The organism is Cedecea neteri (assembly GCF_000758305.1).
Lineage (GTDB): Bacteria > Pseudomonadota > Gammaproteobacteria > Enterobacterales > Enterobacteriaceae > Cedecea > Cedecea neteri_C.
In genome coordinates this window covers 37,971-58,490 of record NZ_CP009458.1, presented here as the reverse complement: position 1 = coordinate 58,490, position 20,520 = coordinate 37,971, and the positions used below count along the sequence as shown (strand labels likewise).

Genomic DNA, 20,520 nt, shown 5'->3' with positions numbered 1-20,520 from the left:
TATATAAAAATATAACGGTCAATAAACAGAATTTGCCTGGCGGCCGTAGCGCGGTGGTCCCACCTGACCCCATGCCGAACTCAGAAGTGAAACGCCGTAGCGCCGATGGTAGTGTGGGGTCTCCCCATGCGAGAGTAGGGAACTGCCAGGCATCAAATAAAACAGAAAACCTCAGCCTGATGGCTGGGGTTTTTTGTTTTCTGGTTTCTACCACTTTCAACTCTCAGAGAGCAGGATAAAATCGTCAGGAACGATTTTGCACAGCCGGAGGCTGCCCGCAGGGTGACGGGCAGGACAGCCCGGCATACAACTGCCAGGCATCAAATTAAGCATTAACCCCGACCGAAAGGCCGGGGTTTTTTGCTTTTTAAACCACCTCTTTTCGCAAAAAGCTTAGCCTGTTCACAAAAGTTAATGTAATAACTCCGCAACAAGATACTTCACCTCATAAAATTTCTTTCTCCTGCTTTACTGGATCCTGGGCTATTTGACCCATTCAGGAAGACAGGAGAAGAAAATAAAATGATTGAAACAACAAGTGAATCAAATATTGTGCCGTCGGCAGCCGATACCCGCCGGCGTGTCTGGGCCATTGTTGGCGCTTCATCAGGGAATCTGGTCGAGTGGTTTGATTTTTATGTTTACTCATTCTGCTCGCTCTACTTTGCTCATATCTTTTTCCCAACAGGAAATACCACAACTCAACTTTTGCAAACCGCCGGTGTTTTTGCCGCTGGTTTTCTGATGCGGCCGATTGGTGGTTGGTTATTCGGATACATTGCCGATAAACATGGACGTAAAAACTCCATGCTGATCTCCGTTTGCATGATGTGTTTTGGATCGCTGGTGATTGCCTGCTTACCCGGATATGCCACCATTGGCACATGGGCTCCAGCGTTATTACTATTAGCCCGCCTGTTCCAGGGCTTATCTGTTGGAGGAGAGTACGGCACCAGTGCAACATACATGAGTGAGGTGGCGGTCGAAGGCCGTAAAGGATTCTATGCCTCATTCCAGTACGTTACGCTTATTGGCGGGCAGCTGGCTGCGTTGCTTGTTGTGGTCGTTCTCCAGCAAGTACTAAGTGATGAAGATTTGCGTAGTTGGGGATGGAGAATCCCGTTTGCGATTGGGGCCGTGCTGGCGATAGTTGCTCTCTACCTTCGCCGTTCTTTGGATGAAACATCGGATAAAGCCACCCGCGAGAATAAGGACGCTGGAACGCTTTCCGGGCTGTGGAAAAATAAAAAAGCCTTCATTATGGTGCTTGGCTTCACTGCCGGCGGTTCCCTGGCTTTCTATACCTTCACCACCTATATGCAGAAATACCTGGTGAATACTGCAGGAATGCACGCTAACACGGCCAGTGCGTTGATGACCTTAGCGCTGTTTATTTTCATGGTACTTCAGCCGTTCTTCGGTGCGTTGTCGGATAAAATTGGCCGTCGTAGCTCTATGCTCTGTTTTGGTGGGCTGGCAGCGGTATTGACGGTACCCATTTTGACGGCGTTGCAGAATGTTAGTTCACCCTACGCAGCCTTTGCCCTGGTGATGGCGGCGATGCTGATTGTCAGCTTTTACACTTCAATCAGCGGCATTCTTAAGGCAGAAATGTTCCCGCCGGAAGTTCGTGCTCTGGGCGTCGGCCTGTCTTATGCGGTTGCCAACGCTTTGTTTGGTGGTTCCGCAGAATATGTCGCCTTATCACTGAAATCGATGGGTAGCGAAACGATCTTCTTCTGGTATGTCTCTGGGATGGGGGCGCTGGCATTTGCTGTTTCTCTGCTGCTGCACCGTAAAGGAAAAGGCATCAAGCTCTAGAAAGAAAAAGCCCTGCAGTGCAGGGCTTAAGCTTTTAAAGAATGCGGCTTATCAATCGGTCAATACGGATACGACGCAGACGCCGAATCAGTTTGCGCACTTTCACCGGATATTCGGCGATGCTTTGTAAATCGCGATAATGCTGAACGACCGTTGTATGTGTGCGGATAAGCTCCAGTTCTTTAGTACGGATACCTTCCAGCTCTCTTTTTGGGTCGTGGATCAGTAGGGCATTTTCCAGGTCCAGGCGCCACGCACGTGGATTAAGGTTATTCCCTGTCAGCAGCATCCACTCATTGTCCACCCACATGCCTTTTAGGTGGTAACTGTTATCCCCATCTTTCCACAAACGCACAATCAACTGCCCGGTATTCACATAATATTGCAGGCGGCTGAGGAAGCGGCGCAGATTAATTTCATAGAGATAAGGCAGCGCGCCAATAATCTTAAACGGCTGATCTTCCGGAATATAGAAATCATTCGCTGTCTTATCGCCAACGATAATCTCAACCTGCTTGCCGTCCCGCAGCAGTTGAATGATATTGCGGACCAGCACTGCAGGTAGGTTGAAGTATGGCGTGCAGATAGTGAGCTTTTGCTCCGCACAAGGCATGAGATGGAAGATCGTTTTATTCAGCAGGCTGGATTTTCCCAACCCAACCAGTGGCGTCACCGACAGCTGATCGTTATCTGCATCACCCTGGAAGACAAAATTAGCCTCACGCAATTCCTGGCGGAAGAGGCGGATATCGTTTTTGATTTCCGGGCTTTTTACGCGCTCGGCGACATCCAGACGATGAACCGCCCGGCCATTCACCAGATTCTGGTTAACCCAGCCATGCATGATGTCAGCCAGCGAGCGGTTGCGAATGATTTGGTAGCGGTCATAGCGATATTTATCATGCTGATGCAGATAAACATCGTTGAGGCTGGCGCCACTATAGATGACGCTGTCATCAATAATAAAGCCTTTGAAATGCAACACACCCAGGGCTTCGCGAGTATTGACGGGAACGCCGTAGACCGGGACATTCACATCAGGGAACTGTTCGGCCATGCGGTGATACCAGTCCGCATTGGTGTTGGCTGCGGCAACACCAATGCGTCCGCGCTGAGCACGGTGCCAGTCAACCAGAACGGAAACATCCAAATCTGGTCGCTGCTGTTTGGCTTGATAAAGCGCGGACAGAATTCCTTTGCCGCCGTCATCCTGCTCAAGATACAACGCAATAATACAAATACGCTGCGTTGCGCTGGCGATTTTTTTCAACAGCGTTTCGCGGAAATCCGCTGGGGAGAACAGGGTTTCTACATCATCAACTGATTGAGAAAGCTTCGGTAGCTGGGCAAGGTGTTGTTGATGTTTATTACGCTTAAATTTAGACAACATCACAGTGCTTATCTTCTCTCTTCATTGGATGGCCCTCTGCAAAATCCAGACGTCAGAACCTGCTGATAATACCACTACTGCTACGCAAAGTGAGTATGTTTTCCAGTACCTTACTCACGAATCTGCGCTTTTACTCAGTGGGAGCGTGAGACTTACAATGCCGTCTTCTAGCTGAATATCGACGCTGAAACCCAGTTTACGTGCCAGCGTAATCATGCCCTGGTTATTCGGCATCGTGATGCCATTTAGGCGCTGAAGGCCGTGTTGTTTGGTGTAATCAATGAGCTTAGTCAGTAAACGTCGGCCAAGTCCGAGGCCTTTCAGATCAGAGCGAACCAGCACGGCGAACTCAGCATCAACGTTGTCAGGGTCTGAAATGGCACGGGTGACGCCGAGGATCTCATCACTGCCTTTCATTCTTCTGACGGCAACGAACGCCATTTCTCGATCGTAGTCGATCTGCGTCATGTTGGCTAAATCTTCATGGGTAAATTCATTGATCTCGCTGAAATAGCGATAGTAGAGATCCTCTTTTGTTACCTGGGCAATAAAACGTTGCAGCTGAGGTTCGTCCTCGGGCAGGATCGGCCGGAACAGGCAGCGATCGCCATTTTTAAGCTGTACCAGCTCCTCAAGCTGATGAGGATAAGGACGCACGGCCAGCCTGGCATCCGCATCCCCCGTAAACTCGGCTAATTCCAAAGTGACATCGAGCAGGGTGAACTCGCTGCCGGAAGCCAGTAACGGATGAATATCAAGCCTCACTATCTCCGGGCAATCAACGATCAGGTTAGAGACTTGCACCAAAACTTCGCTGATCCCGGCAATATCCAGCGGACGTAATGCACTCCGGCTTCGGATCTTGCCACTTTTGATCGCCTGAATGACAAGGTATCGGGCCAGATTCATGTTTAGCGGGGGGAGGGCGACCGCCGCCTGCCTCTCAGGCCGCCACTCTACGCCGCCTTCGCCCAGCATGATCAATGGACCAAATACCGGATCGTGCTCAACGACGACTCTTAATTCCTGAGCGCCAGCGCGATTTGCCATGCTTTGCACCAGCAGGCCGTGAATACGAGCCTGGGGCCAGGCCATTTTTACACGGTCGATGATGGCTTCGGCGGCCTGCTGCACTTCGCTGGCCGTTCTCAAATAGAGCATAACGCCCTGAACTTCCGACTTGTGGGGAATATCCGGAGAACGAAGCTTTAATGCAACCGGATAACCAATTTGCTCAGCGATATGGACTGCTTCTGCGCTGTCTCCTGCAATCCACGTTGGCAGGGTGGCTAAGCCATAAGCTTCAAGCACCGGCCTGACTTCATGGGTATCCAGCGTTGTTGCCCCCTGATGCAATGCCTGCTGAATGAGATGGTGAGCGTCGCTGGCGTTTGCCGTCAGGTTAGCCGGCAGAGCAGGGGTTTCGCGCAGTTGCTTCTGGTTACGGCGATACTCGACCATGTGCATAAATGCCGTTACCGCGCCCTCTGGCGTTCTGTAAGTTGGAATACCGGCATCGCTAAACAGGCGTCTGGCTTCCTGGGAGGAATACTCCCCGCACCAGTTGGTGACAATGGTGAGATATTTACCACGAGGATGTCGCTGCAGCTGATCGATCAGGGCAAGGGCACTTGCTGTGCCTGGAGCGGCGGCGCTGGGGGAATGAATAACCATTAAGGCATCAAAATCATGGCTATCCAGTAATTTTTCCACGGCCAGCAGGTAACGACCGGGCGTCGCGTCATCACGTAGATCTATCGGGTTTCCAGCCTCAACGCCAGAAGGAAGCACGCCCGCAAGAGCCTGCAGGGTTTCTTCACTTAACGTCGCTAGTTTGCCATTACGTATCCACAGCTCATCAAGGGCCAGCGCTGCAGGTGCTGCGCCGTTACTGACAATCATCAGCCGCTCACCGCGTAGAGGTCTCATATGGCTGAGAGTTTCTACGGCAGAAAAAAGCTCATGAGTGTCCTGTACCCGAAGTAAGCCTGCTCTTTGAATAGCCGCATCCCAGGCGGCATCCAGACCTGGATGGGTTTTCAGTAACGTTTGCGCTTTGCTGCTGCGCCCGCTTTTGATGACCAGAATCGGTTTGTTACGTGAGGCGCTTCTTGCGGCGGAAACAAAGCGTCGGGCATCGCTCAGATGTTCGAGATACAGCAGGATGGCGCTGGTTTTCGTATCTCTGGCCAGGTAGTCAAGCAGTTCATCCACGTCGATATCCAGGCTATCGCCAAGCGCGATAAACCAGGAAAAGCCCATTTCTCGCTGCTGGGCCCAGTCCAGAATGGTGTTGGATACCGCAGCTGACTGAGAAATAAACGCCAGTTTACCCTTTTGGATAGGGACAGGAGAGAAGCTGGCATTTAGTCCCTGCCACGGAGCCAGAAGGCCCAGGCTATTCGGACCAAGCAGACGAATTTGCCAGCGAGTGGCGCAGGCCAGCAATTCGGGTAATTGCTCTGGGGGAGCAGATAAGATAATACAGGCCTTACAGCCTTTATTACCCAACGCTTCAAGCAGCGTAAGATTGCGTTGGGAATGCGTACAGATAATCGCGAGGTCGGGGGTCATCGGCAGGCTGGCAATATCTGGCCAGGCAAGCACCCCGCAAACGGCTTTATGAGTCGGCGTGACCGGCATTACCGGACCGTTGAATCCGCCAGCAAGCAAGTTGCGCATCATTAAATAACCGGCGCGGTCGGTTTTTGCCGAAGCGCCGATAACGGCAATGGATTTTGGACGCAGCAGTGCTTCCAGGCCTCGTTGACTCACGACGCTCTCCCCTGAGTGATGTTCAGGAGAGTCTAAACGTTTTCTTCCACTTCTGCTGTGATGCTGCCCTGATGATGGGGTTTCCCCGCCAGATAGCGCTCGCGGAAAAGAGTGAAATGCTGGGTTAATCCTTTGGATGCTACTACATCCCCCGCCAGTTCAAGCAGAGCTGCGGCGACTTCTGCGGTGCAATACTGACCGTCCGCATGGGCCTCGCGCAGGCGATAAGCCGAGGTAATACTTAAATCTACGGAAATGACCGGTAGCGCATCGAGATAAGGGCTTTTACGGAACATTTTACGCGCTTCAGTCCACGTGCCATCAAGCATGATAAACAGCGGTGGCTTACCGGTGGTTGGCGGCGTAGTCAGTACCTCGCGACTTACATCGGCATAAGAGGCGGGGAAAACCACCATCGGCTGGTAATTCGGATTAGCAACAAGATCCAACAGCTCCTGAGGAGGCTCCGTGCGCGACCATTGAAATGCTTCGGTTTCCGGCAAAACATCGGCAATAAGCCGCCCGGTGTTACTCGGCTTCATGGGTTCGGTGTCAAACATCACCAGGCAAAAGCGGCTGCGGGCATGTTGCGGCTGAAGTGTCTCGCACAGGCAGTTTTTTAACGGCAACAGGCAGCGCTGGCAGCGACGAACGCGATTGCCACGGGCGAGAAAGGGACGAGTTGCTCGAGCAAGGCGGGCTGCACGAAGGCGAAGAACGGCGTTTTCGGTCATTAATGAAGGATGGTTGGCTAAAAACGCCATTCTACCGTAGATAAAGAAAGGGGGCTTAAAAAATGCCCCCTCAAAATCAGATATTTTCGTCCAGCCAGCTATCAAACGGGGCTTTAGGCATGGCGCCATTCAGCATGTCGACGACCTGGCCATTTTTGAAAATCATAATGGTCGGGATGCTTCTGATGCGAAAACGTGCGCTCAGTTCCTGTTCCGCTTCGGTGTTGACCTTCACAAAGCGAACTTTGCCGCTGCGCTCCTCGGCAACATCTTCAAAAATAGGGGCGAAGTTCACGCACGGGCCGCACCACGGCGCCCAAAAATCAACCACAACCGGCAGCTCATCTTTCAGGAGCTTATCCAGAGTCGCCGTCGTGGCGTTGACGACTTCACCGTCAAACAGTTCATGACCGCAGCGACCGCATTTTGCACCGTCATCGATACGGTCGTCAGGAATGCGGTTAATAGCCTGGCAGTCGGCACAAACGGTATTCATAACTAACCTCAAAGAGAATGATTGAAATCGGTGTCACGCACCGCGGATGTTTCAAATATGTTACATATTATCGGCGAAGATGGGGAAGCCAACAAAGTGATTTATTCGATGAGTACAATAGTTTTTAGCTTTTAAGCAAAGTTAATGGCTAACCCATGGCACATCAGGTAATCTGCGCGCTTCGCGCTCAGCCAGGTGGAGGAACAATGAACGACGAATTTAAAGGTAAAAGCGGCAAGGTCAAAGTGATGTATGTCCGCGGTGACGACGAAAGCGAACAGCGCAGCCAAAACCCGCGTACCGGGAAAGGCGGTGGGCGTCCTGCCGGTGCGTCACGTGGTGAAGGCGGCGGTCGCCGTCAGGCTCGTCACGATGATAAACCTCGCGGCGGGCGCGATCGTAATGAACGTAGCGACAGAGGCGATCGCGGTGAAGCGGCTTCTCCATGGCGTACGGTTTCCCGTGCCCCGGTAGACTCTTCATCGTCGGCTTCTGACAATGAAGGTACAACTAAGCACATCGTTGACCCGGAAGTGATTCGTCGCCAGCGCGCCGAAGAAGCCCGAGTATACGGGGAGAATGCTTGTCAGGCACTGTTCCAGAGTCGCCCGGAAAGCATCGTGCGTGCCTGGTTTATCCAGAGCGTTACGCCTCGTTTTAAAGAAGCGCTTCGCTGGATGGCGGCAAATCGCAAGGCTTACCACGTGGTGGATGACGCCGAGCTGACAAAAGCCTCCGGCACGGAACACCACGGTGGTGTTTGCTTCATTATTAAAAAACGCAGCGGCATCAGCGTGCAGACCTGGCTGAACAAAGCCGGGGAAGAAGACTGCGTGCTGGCGCTGGAGGATGTGGGCAACCCACACAACCTCGGTGGAATCATGCGCAGCTGTGCACACTTCGGCGTGAAAGGCTTGTTGATTCAGGATGCTTCTCTGCTGGAATCCGGCGCGGCGATTCGTACCGCAGAAGGTGGTGCCGAGCACGTGGTGGCGATCAGCGGCGAGACGTTTGGCGATGGGCTGGAAGCTTTCCGTAAAGCCGGTTACACCATTGTGACAACGTCAAGCCATCAGGGCACCCCGCTGTACAAAGCTGAGCTGCCTAAGAAAATGGTGCTGGTACTGGGCCAGGAGCGTGATGGTGTATCCGACACGACTTTTGAAAGCGCAGATATGAGCGTAGCCATTGAAGGCACAGGGAATGTTGAAAGCCTCAACGTTTCGGTAGCGACCGGCGTGCTGCTGGGTGAATGGTGGCGCCAGAACAAGGCGTAATACCTTTCCCAGCGATAAAAAAACCAGCGTAATTGCTGGTTTTTTTTCGCCCGGCTTTAGCCATTTTCCTGTGGCAACTGCGGCACCCAGTCGATGGGCTGTTCACCGCGTCCGGCCAGATACTCATTCGCCTTAACAAAATGCCCGCAGCCCAGAAAACCACGATGCGCCGAAAGCGGAGAAGGGTGCGGTGCGGTCAGGACATGGTGACGCTGGCGATCGATAATGCTGCCTTTGCGTTGGGCATGAGCGCCCCACAGCAGGAACACAACGCCTTCACGATGTTCATTAATGAGGGCGATAACCTTGTCGGTAAAAGTCTCCCAGCCAAAATTAGCATGAGAATGCGCTTTGCTCGCTTCGACGGTAAGCACTGTATTGAGGAGTAACACGCCCTGCCGCGCCCAGCTTTCAAGGTAGCCGTGCGTAGGGCGGGTAAAGCCTGGAACGGAAGCCTCCAGCTCTTTATACATATTGACCAGCGAAGGCGGGGGCGCAATGCCTGGACGGACGGAGAATGAAAGTCCATGCGCCTGGCCTGGTCCATGATAGGGATCCTGCCCCAGAATCACGACTTTGACATCGCCCAGCTCGGTAAAGCGAAAAGCGTTGAAAACATCCTTTTGCGGAGGGTAAACGGTCACGCCCGCTGCGCGCTCTGCCGCGACGGCGCTGAGCGTATTGATAAAGTAGGGCTGCTGTTTCTCTTCTGCCAGCACGTCGTGCCAGGTGAGGTGGGTAGTCATCTCGCTCTCCCGCGAATCTGTATTGCCCGATAGCTTAACTGCTTCTTCCTCATGAGCAAAATAGTGCGTGGCATCAATGAGCTACAGTGATAAATAAAGTTGAAAATTTACAAAAATTTTAGCGTGGCGCTGACTGTCTAAGTTGATGTAAAACAAATAAAACCAGCTAAAGCCATTTTTAGTGTGTGGATTTAATTGATTTAAGTCAAAGAATCGCGCCTGGTGGACTGATATAAGAACAACAAAGCAACAAAGGTTTTACCAATGAGCCAGAGCGCTGGCCCAAAGAATCAGCACATTACCCTGAGGGAGAAATAAAATGATTACTGGTATCCAAATTACTAAAGCGGCAAACGACGAACTTCTGAACTCTTTCTGGCTGCTGGACAGCGAAAAAGGTGAAGCTCGCTGCGTGTGCGCGAAAGCAGGTTTTGCGGAAGATGAAGTAGTAGCGGTCAGTAAACTGGGCCAGTTTGAATACCGCGAAATTCCAATGGAAGTGAAACCGGAAGTTCGCGTTGAAGGTGGGCAGCACCTGAACGTTAACGTTCTGCGTCGTGAAACGCTGGAAGATGCGGTTAAGCATCCTGAAAAATATCCGCAGCTGACCATTCGTGTTTCCGGCTACGCGGTGCGCTTTAACTCCCTGACCCCGGAACAGCAGCGCGACGTGATCACCCGTACTTTCACTGAAAGCCTGTAATTCAGTTCCTGCCATAATGAAGAAAGAGCGCCTTCTGGCGCTCTTTTCGTTAGTAGAAAATCCGCACTGCACAGTAAACCAGCATCAGCGCCAGAAGAATATTCAGCGTGCGTCCAAAGCGCTGAAACACTTTCTGAAACACATGGCCAGCCAGCGCCCAGCAAAGATTCCCCAGGCTTCCTATCGCCGCCAGCACCACGCTCATTCCCACAATGCCGCTTATCTCGGTTGTATACGGCAGGACAAAAGTTGATAGAGCGGTGATGCCGTAAAGAATGATTTTTACATTTAAGAATTGCAGGCCAAAGCTGGCCCAGAAGCCAATGGGCTGAACGTCGGCCGCTGAGCCAGGCGGTTGGCTGGTGGCTATCTTCAGCGCCAGCCACAGAATGTAAATTGCGCCTACCCAGCCAAGAACGCGAGTAAATCTCGGATCGAGGCTGACCAGCGAGAAAGCAATGCCTGCGCAGAGCAGCATGATTATCAGAAATCCAAGGCTCATGCCTGCCAGCACGCGGCTGCTTTGCCGCAGTCCGTGGCTGGTTGCAGTACTCAGCGCCAGAATGTTGTTGGGGCCTGGAGTCAGGGCGGTAATCAGGGTATACGTCCAAAAAGCGCTAAAGAAAATGGCTATCACTTGAGTTCTCCTTTGTTTTCGCAGAGAGTACGAAAAACAAAAGAGTTAAAAAAATGAATGTTTCTACACTCTGAGTTCGATAGTTTCGATGTATTGGAGGCTGGATGGATTTACGTCGGTTTGTCACGTTAAAAACAGTGGTTGAAGAGGGCTCATTTCTACTTGCCTCGCAAAAGTTATGCTGCACACAGTCGACGGTCACTTTTCATATTCAGCAGCTTGAGCAGGAACTCTCGCTGCAGCTGTTTGAGAAAATTGGCCGCCGAATGCGCCTGACCGAGAGCGGTAAAAAACTCATGCCACACGTTTATGAGCTGACGCGCGTCATCGATACCATCAGGCAGGCCGCAAGGCAGGATGCGGAACCCGAAGGCGAACTCAGGGTTGCCAGTGGAGAAACATTGCTGGCGTACAAAATGCCGCACGTGCTGCAGCGTTTTAAGGAAAGGGCGCCGAGGGTAAAACTCTCCCTGCAGTCTCTGAACTGCTACACCATTCGTGATGCGCTGTTGGACGATCGTGTCGATCTGGGCGTGTTTTATCGGGTAGGCAATGATGAGGCACTGCATATGCAGGCTATCGGTGAGCCTTCACTGGTGCTGGTGGCATCTCCGGCGCTGAAAGATGTCGATTTCCTGCAGCCGGACAGGCATATCCCGGTCAGTTTTGTGATCAATGAGCCGCAGTGCGTGTTTAGACTGATCTTCGAATCACAGCTGAGAAAACGCCGGATCACGCTGGAAAATACTATCGAGCTTTGGAGCATAGAAAGCATTAAGCAGTGCGTTGCGGCAAACCTGGGCGTGAGTTTCCTGCCTCGTTTTACCGTTGAAAAGGAGCTGTCATCCGGTGAGTTAGTGGAGCTGGCGTTTAGCGAGCAGCCGTTAATGCTTAACGCGATTTGTGCATACCACGCGGGGAAGGTGGTTAGCCCGGCGATGAAGATTTTTATGGAGTGCTTGCAGGAAAATACACAACCCGGACAATAAAAAACGCCGGGATTATCCCGGCGTTCATGTTATTCGTCGGCTTTCGGCGACTCTGTCGTGGTAGCTGCCGTTGGTTTACGGCGCTTACCGATGTTTTTCTGATCGCGATGGCGCACTTTAACGCGCGGCTTTTCTTTGTCTTTCTCTTTCTTCTTCTCTTCGCGCTTAGCCAGCACTTTCTTGGATGGCTTACCGGTCAGCTTTTCGCTTGGCGCACGCGTCGTTGGGCGCAGTTCGTCGATAACGCGGGATTTCAGCGGCTCTTTCATGTAGCGGGTAATTTTACCCAGCAGAAGATGATCGTGCGCTTCAACCAGCGAAAGTGCAGTTCCTTTCATGCCTGCGCGACCTGTACGGCCAATACGGTGCAGATAAATATCCGCTGTGCGCGGCAGGTCAAAGTTAAACACGTGGCTAACGTCAGGAATATCGATCCCACGTGCAGCAACGTCGGTAGCGACCAGAACGTTGACGCGACCATCGGTCAGGCGCTTGATGGCTTCGTTACGTTTGGCCTGCACCATTTCACCTTCGAGATAGCAAGTGTTGATGCCTGCTTCGCGCAGCCAGGCAACCAGCTCATGCACACGCTCGCGCTTACGCACAAAAACGATAGAGCGGGTGGTATCCGGCTGGTTCAGCAAATGAACAAGTAATTTTGTTTTGTGCTCAACGTCATCGGCACGGTAGTACCACTGATGAATCTTCTTGCGCTCACGCGTGGATGGCGTGGCGGAAACTTCAACGGGATCTTCCAGCAGGCGTTCGGCAAAGTCTTTAACCGCGTTGCCTTCCAGGGTAGCGGAGAACAGCATGGTTTGCTTGCGCCAGCGGGTTTCCGCTGCAATGGTTTCAATATCTTGCGCGAAGCCCATGTCCAGCATGCGATCTGCTTCATCAAGGATCAGCGTTTCAACCGCGCGGCAGTCGAAGTTCTCTTCCTTTATGTATTGCAGCAGTCGGCCAGTGGTAGCAACCACAATATCCTGATTCTCGCTGAAAACTTCAGCGTGGTTCATATAGGCTACGCCGCCGGTGATGGTGGCGATATCCAGATGGGTATGTTTTGCCAATTCACGCGCGTGGTCGGCGACCTGCATAGCGAGTTCGCGGGTCGGCGTGACGATAAGAATACGCGGCGGGCCAGATTTCTTACGAGGAAAGTCGACCAGATGCTGTAGCGCTGGCAGCAGGTAAGCTGCGGTTTTACCGGTACCCGTCGGTGCTGAACCCAGCACGTCGCGTCCTTCAAGTGCAGGAGGAATGGCCGCAGCCTGGATGGCAGTCGGGCGAGTAAAGCCTTTCTCCTGGAGCGCGTCCAAAAGGCTTTCATCAAGTTCGAGTTCGGAAAAAGTGCTTACAGTCATGGTCTACCTCTGTTTGGGACGCCGATTATAGACGTTATGCCTGCGATCTTCATCTGTTTGTGTCTTTCCGTAGGGGGCCGTTTCACTTATGCTACGGCGGTTTCTTTGCAAGGTAGATAAGATGTCGGATCAAAAAGCGGTATTACGTCGGGATGGTTTCACCTTCAAACAGTTTTTTGTGGCGCATGATCGCTGCGCCATGAAGGTGGGAACAGATGGGACGCTGCTCGGTGCATGGGTGCCGGTGGTGAACGTAAAAAGTGTTCTGGATATTGGCACCGGCAGCGGTTTGCTGGCGTTGATGCTCGCTCAGAGAACCGCTGATGACGTCACGATTGAAGCCGTGGAACTGGATCCGATTGCCGCAGAACAGGCGGCAGAAAACGCCAAAGGCTGTCGCTGGGCTTCGCGTATTCACGTTCACTGCGCGGACATCCGCGAGTGGGCGCAGCAGGCAACTCAGCGCTACTCTTTAATTGTCAGTAACCCGCCTTTCTTTGAGCAGGGCAGCAACTGCGCATCGCCAGAACGAGCTCAGGCACGCTATACCACGACGCTGGATCATCAGGCCTTGCTCAGCAGCGCTGAACAACTGATCACCGAAGACGGTTTCTTCTGTGTGATCATGCCGGAAACTGCCGGAACGGCATTCAGCGAGCTGGCAAAATCACAGGGTTGGCACGTTCGCTACCGTACTGATGTGGCCGACAATGAAACTCGTCTGCCGCATCGGGTGATGCTCGCGCTTTCCCCGACCAACGGTGAGTACTACAACGACCGCCTGGTGATCCGTGGGCCAGACCAAACCTACTCTGAAGGTTATTGCAGCCTGACCCAGGACTTCTACCTGTTTATGTAGAGCGGGGAAAGCACGCTTGGGCCGGATTCAGCGAGCTGATCCGGATAATCCAGAGTGTAGTGCAGGCCGCGACTCTCTTTACGCTGCATGGCGCAGCGCACAATGAGTTCGGCAACTTGCACCAGGTTTCTCAGCTCAAGCAAATTGTTTGAAACGCGGAAATTGGCATAGTACTCATCAATCTCTTGCTGCAGCATGGTAATTCTTCGTAGCGCCCGCTCCAGCCGGCGTGTGGTGCGAACTATCCCGACGTAGTCCCACATAAAGAGCCGCAGCTCATGCCAGTTGTGCTGGATAACAACCTGTTCGTCAGGGTTGTCGACGCGGCTGTCATCCCAGTCGGGCAGATTTTTACTTTCACGCGCATAGGGTAAGCGCTTCAGAATATCTTCCGCAGCCGACCAGCCATAAACCAGGCATTCGAGCAGAGAGTTTGATGCCATGCGGTTAGCGCCGTGCAGGCCGGTATACGTCACTTCGCCAATGGCATACAGCCCGTCAACGTCGGTGCGCCCGTGTTCATCTACCATCACGCCGCCGCAGGTATAATGCGCGGCAGGCACCACGGGAACCGGATCTTTGGTTAAATCAATGCCTAGCCCAAGCAGCTTCTCATAAATAGTGGGGAAGTGCAGGCGAACAAACGCCTCTGGCTTATGGCTGATATCCAGATACATGCAGTCTGCGCCCAGACGCTTCATTTCGTGATCGATAGCTCTGGCGACGATATCACGCGGTGCAAGTTCGGCACGTTCATCAAACTCCGGCATAAAGCGTGAACCATCCGGACGCTTCAGGTATGCCCCTTCGCCGCGTAACGCTTCGGTTAGCAGGAAGTTTCTGGCCTGAGGATGGAACAGTGCCGTCGGGTGAAACTGGTTGAATTCCAGGTTGGCGACCCGGCAGCCTGCGCGCCATGCCATAGCGATACCGTCACCGGAGGCGATGTCCGGGTTTGTCGTGTACTGATAGACTTTTGAAGCGCCACCGGTGGCTAAAACGACGGATTTCGCACGGCAAGTTTCGACCTTTTCAAGGTTCCGGTTCCAGACCCAGGCCCCAACGACGCGCCTTGTGCCCGGCAGGCCAATTTTGTCCGAAATAATCAGGTCTACTGCATTGCTGCGCTCGATAACTCGAATATTGGGGTGATTGAGGGCTTTGCCGACTAGTGTGGTTTCAACTTCCTTCCCGGTGGCATCTGCCGAATGAAGGATACGGCGATGGCTATGGCCGCCTTCACGCGTCAAATGGTAGCTCTCCTCACCATTCGCCAGCGTGTGGGTATCGAACATGACGCCCTGATCAATCAGCCACTGGACGCAGTGCTTTGCATTACTTGCCACAAATTCTACTGCGTCACGATCGCAAATTCCCGCGCCAGCAATCAGCGTATCGTCAATATGAGAGGCGATACTGTCGGTTTCATCGAAAACGGCGGCAATCCCTCCCTGTGCATAAAAGGTTGAGCCTTCGTTAACCGGACCTTTGCTTAGCACAATGACCTTGCTGGTTTGAGCCAGGCGCAGCGCGAGAGAAAGACCGGCAGCGCCGCTACCGACAATTAATACGTCACAGACCAGATCGCTATTTGTGTTCATTGTGTTTAATTTACTAAACAAGAGTGACCGGAGCATAGCATCAGGTGAGATGTTGAACACTCTTTTTTTGTTTTAGCGTTGCGCAGACTAAACAGGCTTGTCGATAAAGTGATTGCGAGGAACTGAGCAAATTGCGTAAATAAATCTCACTACAAAAGGATATACGGCAGATTAGATGATGAAATACCTGGATTCATGCGATACTCTGCTCGCTAACTTTTTGAGCATTGATTCAGAAGAATCGGCGTTACCGTTTTGCGAAGCGGAACTTATAATGAAAAGATGCAATCCGCTAAACATGACAGAAAAACAAAGGCGTAACGGAACTTTGCTGGCCTCGGGCACTCAAACTCAAAGCTTGCTCAAAAATGCAGGGTTCGAGTGGCATTTCGATTACGCGTGGGAATTGGGTTTGGGGAGACATTACCTCGGATGAGCGAGCAGTTAACGGATCAGGTCCTCGTCGAACGGGTCCAAAAGGGAGATCAGAAATCATTTAACCTACTGGTGGTGCGCTACCAGCATAAGGTTGCGAGTCTGGTTTCCCGCTATGTGCCTTCGGGAGATGTTCCCGACGTGGTGCAGGAATCTTTTATTAAAGCGTATCGCGCGCTGGATTCATTCCGCGGTGATAGTGCGTTTTATACGTGGTTGTATCGCATTGCGGTCAACACGGCTAAAAATTATCTGGTTGCTCAGGGCCGCCGTCCTCCATCAAGTGATGTGGACGCCATTGACGCTGAAAACTACGAAAGTGGCAGCGCATTGAAAGAAATTTCGAACCCTGAGAACTTAATGTTGTCTGAAGAACTGAGACAAATAGTTTTCCGTACTATTGAGTCGCTTCCGGAAGATTTACGTATGGCAATTACGTTACGGGAGCTGGATGGCCTGAGCTATGAAGAGATAGCCGCCATCATGGATTGCCCGGTAGGTACAGTGCGTTCTCGTATTTTCCGCGCAAGGGAAGCTATTGATAATAAAGTTCAACCGCTTATCAGGCGTTGACGATAGCGGATTACTGGAAGGGTATTTAGGCATGCAGAAAGAACAACTTTCCGCTTTAATGGATGGCGAATCTCTCGATAGTGAGCTGCTCAATCGCCTGTCAAACGACAGTGAATTGCAGCAAAGCTGGGAGAGTTACCACCTTATCCGCGACACAATGCGCGGAGATACCAGCGAAGTGCTCCACTTTGATATTTCTGCCAACGTGATGGCGGCTATCGCAAATGAACCTGCGCGTAACGTTGCGCCGCTCATTACCGAATCTCAGCCGCAGCCTCAGCAGTGGCAGAAAATGCCGTTCTGGCACAAGGTACGTCCGTGGGCGAGTCAGCTTACCCAAATGGGCGTTGCTGCGTGCGTATCGCTTGCGGTTATCGTGGGTGTGCAGCACTATAATGGCCAGTCTGACAGCACCGCGCAGCCGGAAACGCCAGTGTTTAACACCTTGCCGATGATGGGCAAAGCCAGTCCGGTAAGCTTGGGCGTACCGTCTGACACGACCGCCAGCAACAGCAGTCAGCAAGTACAGGAACAGCGTCGTCGTATTAACGCTATGCTGCAGGATTATGAATTGCAGCGTCGTTTACACTCCGAGCAGCTCCAGTTTGAACAGGCGCAAACCCAGCAAGCCGCTGTGCAAGTGCCAGGAAACCAAACTTTAGGAACGCAATCGCAGTAATGAAGCAACTTTGGTGTGCCCTGTCTCTCGTGGCAGGCAGCCTGTTGTTCACCTCCAGCGCCTCGGCGGACACTGTTTCGTCCGGGGCGTTGTTGCAGCAGATGAACCAGGCTAGTCAGTCACTCAATTATGAGCTGGCGTTTATCAATATCAGCAAACAAGGGATTGAGTCCCTTAGTTATCGCCACGCACGTCTTGATAATCGCCCGCTTGCGCAATTCCTGCAAATGGACGGTCCGCGCCGCGAAGTCGTTCAGCGCGGCAATGAAATCAGCTACTTTGAACCTGGGCTTGAGCCATTCACTCTTACTGGGGACTACATTGTCGATTCTCTGCCTTCCATCGTTTATACCGATTTCAAACGCCTGACGCCGTACTATGATTTTATTTCCGTCGGGCGTACGCGTATTGCCGACAGGCTATGCGAAGTGATTCGCGTCGTCGCCCGGGACGGTACTCGCTACAACTACATTGTTTGGATCGATACCGAAACCAAGCTGCCGCTGCGCGTCGATTTACTGGATCGCGATGGCGAAACGCTTGAACAGTTCCGGGTTGTTTCGTTCTCTGTCGAAAATCAGGCAAACGGGCTAATGCAGAATTTAGCGAAGGCGACGCTGCCTCCGCTGCTTTCCGTTCCTGGTGCAGAAAAGGCTACCTTTACATGGGCACCGACCTGGCTGCCGCAAGGCTTTAGCGAAGTGTCGAGCAGCCGCCGACCGCTGCCGACTGTGGGCGTGCCCATCGAATCCCGCCTTTATTCTGACGGGCTATTTAGCTTCTCAGTGAATATCAGCCAGGCCCCGGCTCAGGGAAGTAATGGCGAGCAGCTGGTACGTACCGGTCGTCGGACTATCAGCACCGAAATTCGTGATAAAACCGAAATTACCGTTGTCGGTGAGCTGCCTCCACAAACGGCGAAACGCATTGGCGATAGCGTGAAGTTTAACGGAGCGGCGCAATGATTAAAGAATGGGCGACGGTCGTCTCCTGGCAAAACGGTGAAGCGCTGCTGCACTGTGATGTGAAAGCATCCTGCAACAGCTGCGCTTCTCGCTCTGGCTGCGGCACTCGCGTATTGAATAAGCTGGGGCCACAAACCAGTCATCTTTTGACTGTTCCAAGCGAGCAGCCGCTGGTGGCCGGGCAAAAAGTGGAACTGGGTATTGCGGAAAGCAGCCTGTTAGGGTCCGCGTTGTTGGTGTATATGTCGCCGTTGGTGGGGCTTTTCTTGTGCTCAGCGCTTTTCCAGACGCTGTTTGGCACCAATCTGGCCGCTATGTGCGGGGCTTTGCTTGGTGGCGTGGGGGGCTTCCTGCTTGCTCGCGGTTTTTCCCAACATTTCAGCCGCCGCGAGAGCTGGCAGCCGGTGATTCTCAGCGTTGCGCTTAGCCCGGATGCACTGCGCGTCGATACATCCGCACCACCGGCTGAAAATCAATAAATTCTCTTCAAATGACATCTCTTTGCACATCCTGCTTATCGCTTACCTAAGCTTGCAGGATGAGCAGTTTCCTCACTTTCTGGTTGTAGTGTAGAATGCGGCGTTTCAGGCAGAAGACAGTCTCTGACATCCTGCTCCGTACAGCGCGAAGCGCCGAGCTCACAGGCCATTTGTAAGGCATAAAACCTCTAACTATGAAGAACATACGTAACTTTTCTATTATTGCCCACATCGACCACGGTAAATCGACGCTGTCTGACCGTATCATCCAGATTTGCGGCGGCCTGTCCGACCGTGAAATGGCCGCGCAGGTCCTCGACTCAATGGATCTGGAACGCGAGCGTGGTATTACCATCAAAGCGCAGAGCGTCACCCTCGACTACAAAGCCAGCGACGGTGAAACTTACCAGCTGAACTTCATCGATACCCCAGGACACGTTGACTTCTCTTATGAAGTATCCCGCTCGCTTGCGGCCTGTGAAGGGGCGCTGCTGGTAGTGGATGCCGGGCAGGGCGTTGAGGCTCAAACCCTGGCGAACTGCTACACGGCGATGGAAATGGACCTGGAAGTGGTGCCGGTTCTGAACAAAATTGACCTGCCGGCGGCCGATCCTGAGCGCGTGGCGGAAGAAATTGAAGACATCGTAGGCATCGACGCCACCGACGCAGTGCGCTGCTCGGCGAAAACCGGCGTTGGTGTACCGGATGTATTAGAACGCCTGGTGCGTGATATCCCTGCGCCGGAAGGCGATCCAGACGCACCGCTGCAGGCGCTGATCATCGACTCCTGGTTCGATAACTACCTGGGCGTTGTTTCCCTGATCCGCGTGAAAAACGGCACCTTGCGTAAAGGCGACAAAGTCAAAGTGATGAGCACCGGCCAGGTGTACAACGCCGATCGCCTGGGCATCTTTACGCCTAAGCAGATTGACCGTACCGAACTGAAGTGCGGCGAAGTAGGCTGGCTGGTTTGTGCAATCAAAGACATCCTGGGCGCGCCGGTAGGCGATACCCTGACGCTGGCACGTAACCCGGCGGACAAAGCGCTGCCTGGCTTCAAAAAAGTGAAGCCGCAGGTTTATGCTGGCCTGTTCCCGGTCAGCTCAGACGACTACGAAAACTTCCGTGATGCGCTCGGTAAGCTGAGCCTGAACGATGCCTCTCTGTTCTACGAGCCAGAAAGCTCAACGGCGCTGGGCTTCGGCTTCCGCTGTGGCTTCCTGGGTCTGCTGCACATGGAAATCATCCAGGAACGTCTGGAGCGTGAATACGATCTCGACCTGATCACCACCGCGCCAACCGTAGTTTACGAAGTGCAAACAACGAGCAAAGAAATCGTCTACGTTGATAGCCCGTCTAAGCTGCCGCCGCTTAACAACATTGAAGAGCTGCGCGAGCCGATTGCGGAATGTCACATGCTGCTGCCGCAGGAGTTCCTCGGCAACGTGATCACGCTGTGTATCGAAAAACGCGGCGTGCAAACCAACATGGTTTATCACGGCAACCAGGTTGCGCTGACCTATGAAATCCCAATGGCGGAAGTGGTGCTCGACTTCTTCGATCGCCTGAAGTCCACTTCTCGCGGCTATGCATCGCTGGATTACAATTTCAAACGTTTCCAGGCTTCCAACATGGTGCGCGTTGATGTACTGATCAATGGCGATCGCGTTGATGCGCTGGCGCTTATCACACACAACGACAATGCGCCTTACCGCGGCCGTGAGCTGGTGGAAAAAATGAAGGATCTGATCCCTCGCCAACAGTTCGACATCGCGATTCAGGCTGCCATCGGCAACCACATTATTGCGCGTTCGACGGTGAAACAGCTGCGTAAAAACGTTCTGGCTAAATGCTACGGCGGTGACGTCAGCCGTAAGAAAAAGCTGCTGCAGAAACAGAAAGACGGTAAGAAACGCATGAAGCAGGTCGGTAACGTCGAGCTGCCTCAGGAAGCGTTCCTGGCCATTCTGCACGTCGGCAAAGACAGCAAATAA

The 20,520-nt window shown here is 52.7% G+C and carries 19 protein-coding genes and 1 rRNA gene; 12 read left to right on the top strand and 8 right to left on the bottom strand.

The genetic code is table 11. The features are described from left to right. Nucleotides 1-35 precede the first annotated feature (35 nt). Nucleotides 36-151, top strand: a 5S ribosomal RNA gene (gene rrf / locus LH23_RS00315). Between the two features lie 371 nt (nt 152-522). Next, nucleotides 523-1,821, top strand: coding sequence for an MFS transporter (locus LH23_RS00310; protein ID WP_039286834.1), 1,299 nt, complete (start codon nt 523-525; stop codon nt 1,819-1,821). 34 nt (nt 1,822-1,855) lie between these two features. Here the strand turns inward: LH23_RS00310 and pssA are convergent, their stop codons facing one another. The 4 genes from pssA to trxC form a co-directional block, all read right to left on the bottom strand. Then, nucleotides 1,856-3,211 carry a CDP-diacylglycerol--serine O-phosphatidyltransferase gene (gene pssA / locus LH23_RS00305; RefSeq protein WP_039286832.1) on the bottom strand — a complete coding sequence of 452 codons (1,356 nt, stop codon included), beginning with the start codon at nt 3,209-3,211 and terminating at the stop codon, nt 1,856-1,858. Between the two features lie 114 nt (nt 3,212-3,325). Further along, complete coding sequence (locus LH23_RS00300; protein ID WP_039286829.1) at nt 3,326-5,986, bottom strand: bifunctional acetate--CoA ligase family protein/GNAT family N-acetyltransferase; 2,661 nt, start codon at nt 5,984-5,986, stop codon at nt 3,326-3,328. Nucleotides 5,987-6,018: 32 nt separating this feature from the next. Beyond that, nucleotides 6,019-6,720, bottom strand: coding sequence for a tRNA-uridine aminocarboxypropyltransferase (locus LH23_RS00295; protein WP_039286826.1), 702 nt, complete (start codon nt 6,718-6,720; stop codon nt 6,019-6,021). Between the two features lie 76 nt (nt 6,721-6,796). Further along, nucleotides 6,797-7,216 (bottom strand): thioredoxin TrxC, encoded by a 420-nt coding sequence (trxC, locus tag LH23_RS00290; protein ID WP_038479759.1) that lies wholly within the window; start codon nt 7,214-7,216, stop codon nt 6,797-6,799. A 206-nt stretch (nt 7,217-7,422) separates the two neighbouring features. Between trxC and LH23_RS00285 the strand changes: the two genes are divergently transcribed. Further along, complete coding sequence (locus LH23_RS00285) at nt 7,423-8,493, top strand: tRNA/rRNA methyltransferase (protein ID WP_039286821.1); 1,071 nt, start codon at nt 7,423-7,425, stop codon at nt 8,491-8,493. 56 nt (nt 8,494-8,549) lie between these two features. Here LH23_RS00285 and ung read toward each other — a convergent pair whose 3' ends face one another. After that, nucleotides 8,550-9,239, bottom strand: a complete 690-nt coding sequence (ung, locus tag LH23_RS00280) for a uracil-DNA glycosylase (RefSeq protein ID WP_039286818.1) — start codon at nt 9,237-9,239, stop codon at nt 8,550-8,552. A 319-nt stretch (nt 9,240-9,558) separates the two neighbouring features. Between ung and grcA the strand changes: the two genes are divergently transcribed. Beyond that, entirely contained in the window at nt 9,559-9,942 is a 384-nt protein-coding gene (gene grcA / locus LH23_RS00275) for an autonomous glycyl radical cofactor GrcA (RefSeq protein ID WP_008459527.1), read from the top strand. 49 nt (nt 9,943-9,991) lie between these two features. Here grcA and eamB read toward each other — a convergent pair whose 3' ends face one another. Continuing rightward, nucleotides 9,992-10,579, bottom strand: a complete 588-nt coding sequence (gene eamB / locus LH23_RS00270; protein ID WP_039286813.1) for a cysteine/O-acetylserine transporter — start codon at nt 10,577-10,579, stop codon at nt 9,992-9,994. A gap of 104 nt (nt 10,580-10,683) precedes the next feature. On the opposite strand from eamB, the gene LH23_RS00265 reads away from it, so the two are divergent. Further along, nucleotides 10,684-11,568, top strand: a complete 885-nt coding sequence (locus LH23_RS00265; RefSeq protein WP_039286810.1) for a LysR family transcriptional regulator — start codon at nt 10,684-10,686, stop codon at nt 11,566-11,568. Between the two features lie 29 nt (nt 11,569-11,597). Here LH23_RS00265 and srmB read toward each other — a convergent pair whose 3' ends face one another. Beyond that, complete coding sequence (gene srmB / locus LH23_RS00260; protein WP_039286807.1) at nt 11,598-12,935, bottom strand: ATP-dependent RNA helicase SrmB; 1,338 nt, start codon at nt 12,933-12,935, stop codon at nt 11,598-11,600. Nucleotides 12,936-13,056: 121 nt separating this feature from the next. Between srmB and trmN the strand changes: the two genes are divergently transcribed. Further along, nucleotides 13,057-13,794 (top strand): tRNA(1)(Val) (adenine(37)-N(6))-methyltransferase TrmN, encoded by a 738-nt coding sequence (gene trmN, locus LH23_RS00255; RefSeq protein ID WP_039286804.1) that lies wholly within the window; start codon nt 13,057-13,059, stop codon nt 13,792-13,794. On the opposite strand, the gene nadB is transcribed toward trmN, so the two are convergent. Then, complete coding sequence (nadB, locus tag LH23_RS00250; RefSeq protein WP_039286801.1) at nt 13,779-15,395, bottom strand: L-aspartate oxidase; 1,617 nt, start codon at nt 15,393-15,395, stop codon at nt 13,779-13,781. The genes trmN and nadB overlap by 16 nt on opposite strands. A gap of 175 nt (nt 15,396-15,570) precedes the next feature. Here nadB and rseD point away from each other — a divergent pair, with 175 nt between their 5' ends. The 6 genes from rseD (at nt 15,571) to lepA (ending at nt 20,520) form a co-directional block, all read left to right on the top strand. Then, nucleotides 15,571-15,831 carry a rpoE leader peptide RseD gene (rseD, locus tag LH23_RS24415; RefSeq protein ID WP_039286798.1) on the top strand — a complete coding sequence of 87 codons (261 nt, stop codon included), beginning with the start codon at nt 15,571-15,573 and terminating at the stop codon, nt 15,829-15,831. Continuing rightward, nucleotides 15,828-16,403 (top strand): RNA polymerase sigma factor RpoE, encoded by a 576-nt coding sequence (gene rpoE, locus LH23_RS00240; protein ID WP_016537822.1) that lies wholly within the window; start codon nt 15,828-15,830, stop codon nt 16,401-16,403. The genes rseD and rpoE overlap by 4 nt, the downstream gene beginning before the upstream one ends. A gap of 31 nt (nt 16,404-16,434) precedes the next feature. After that, a complete protein-coding gene (gene rseA, locus LH23_RS00235; RefSeq protein ID WP_039286790.1) occupies nt 16,435-17,082 on the top strand; it encodes an anti-sigma-E factor RseA in 648 nt (215 codons plus the stop codon). Then, nucleotides 17,082-18,047 (top strand): sigma-E factor regulatory protein RseB, encoded by a 966-nt coding sequence (rseB, locus tag LH23_RS00230; protein WP_039286786.1) that lies wholly within the window; start codon nt 17,082-17,084, stop codon nt 18,045-18,047. The genes rseA and rseB overlap by 1 nt, the downstream gene beginning before the upstream one ends. Beyond that, nucleotides 18,044-18,526: a SoxR-reducing system protein RseC gene (rseC, locus tag LH23_RS00225; protein WP_039286783.1), complete on the top strand. Its 483-nt coding sequence runs from the start codon at nt 18,044-18,046 to the stop codon at nt 18,524-18,526. The genes rseB and rseC overlap by 4 nt, the downstream gene beginning before the upstream one ends. A 194-nt stretch (nt 18,527-18,720) precedes the next feature. Beyond that, the gene (lepA, locus tag LH23_RS00220) at nt 18,721-20,520 is read left to right on the top strand and encodes a translation elongation factor 4 (RefSeq protein ID WP_039286780.1); all 1,800 of its coding nucleotides are present in this window, start codon (nt 18,721-18,723) and stop codon (nt 20,518-20,520) included.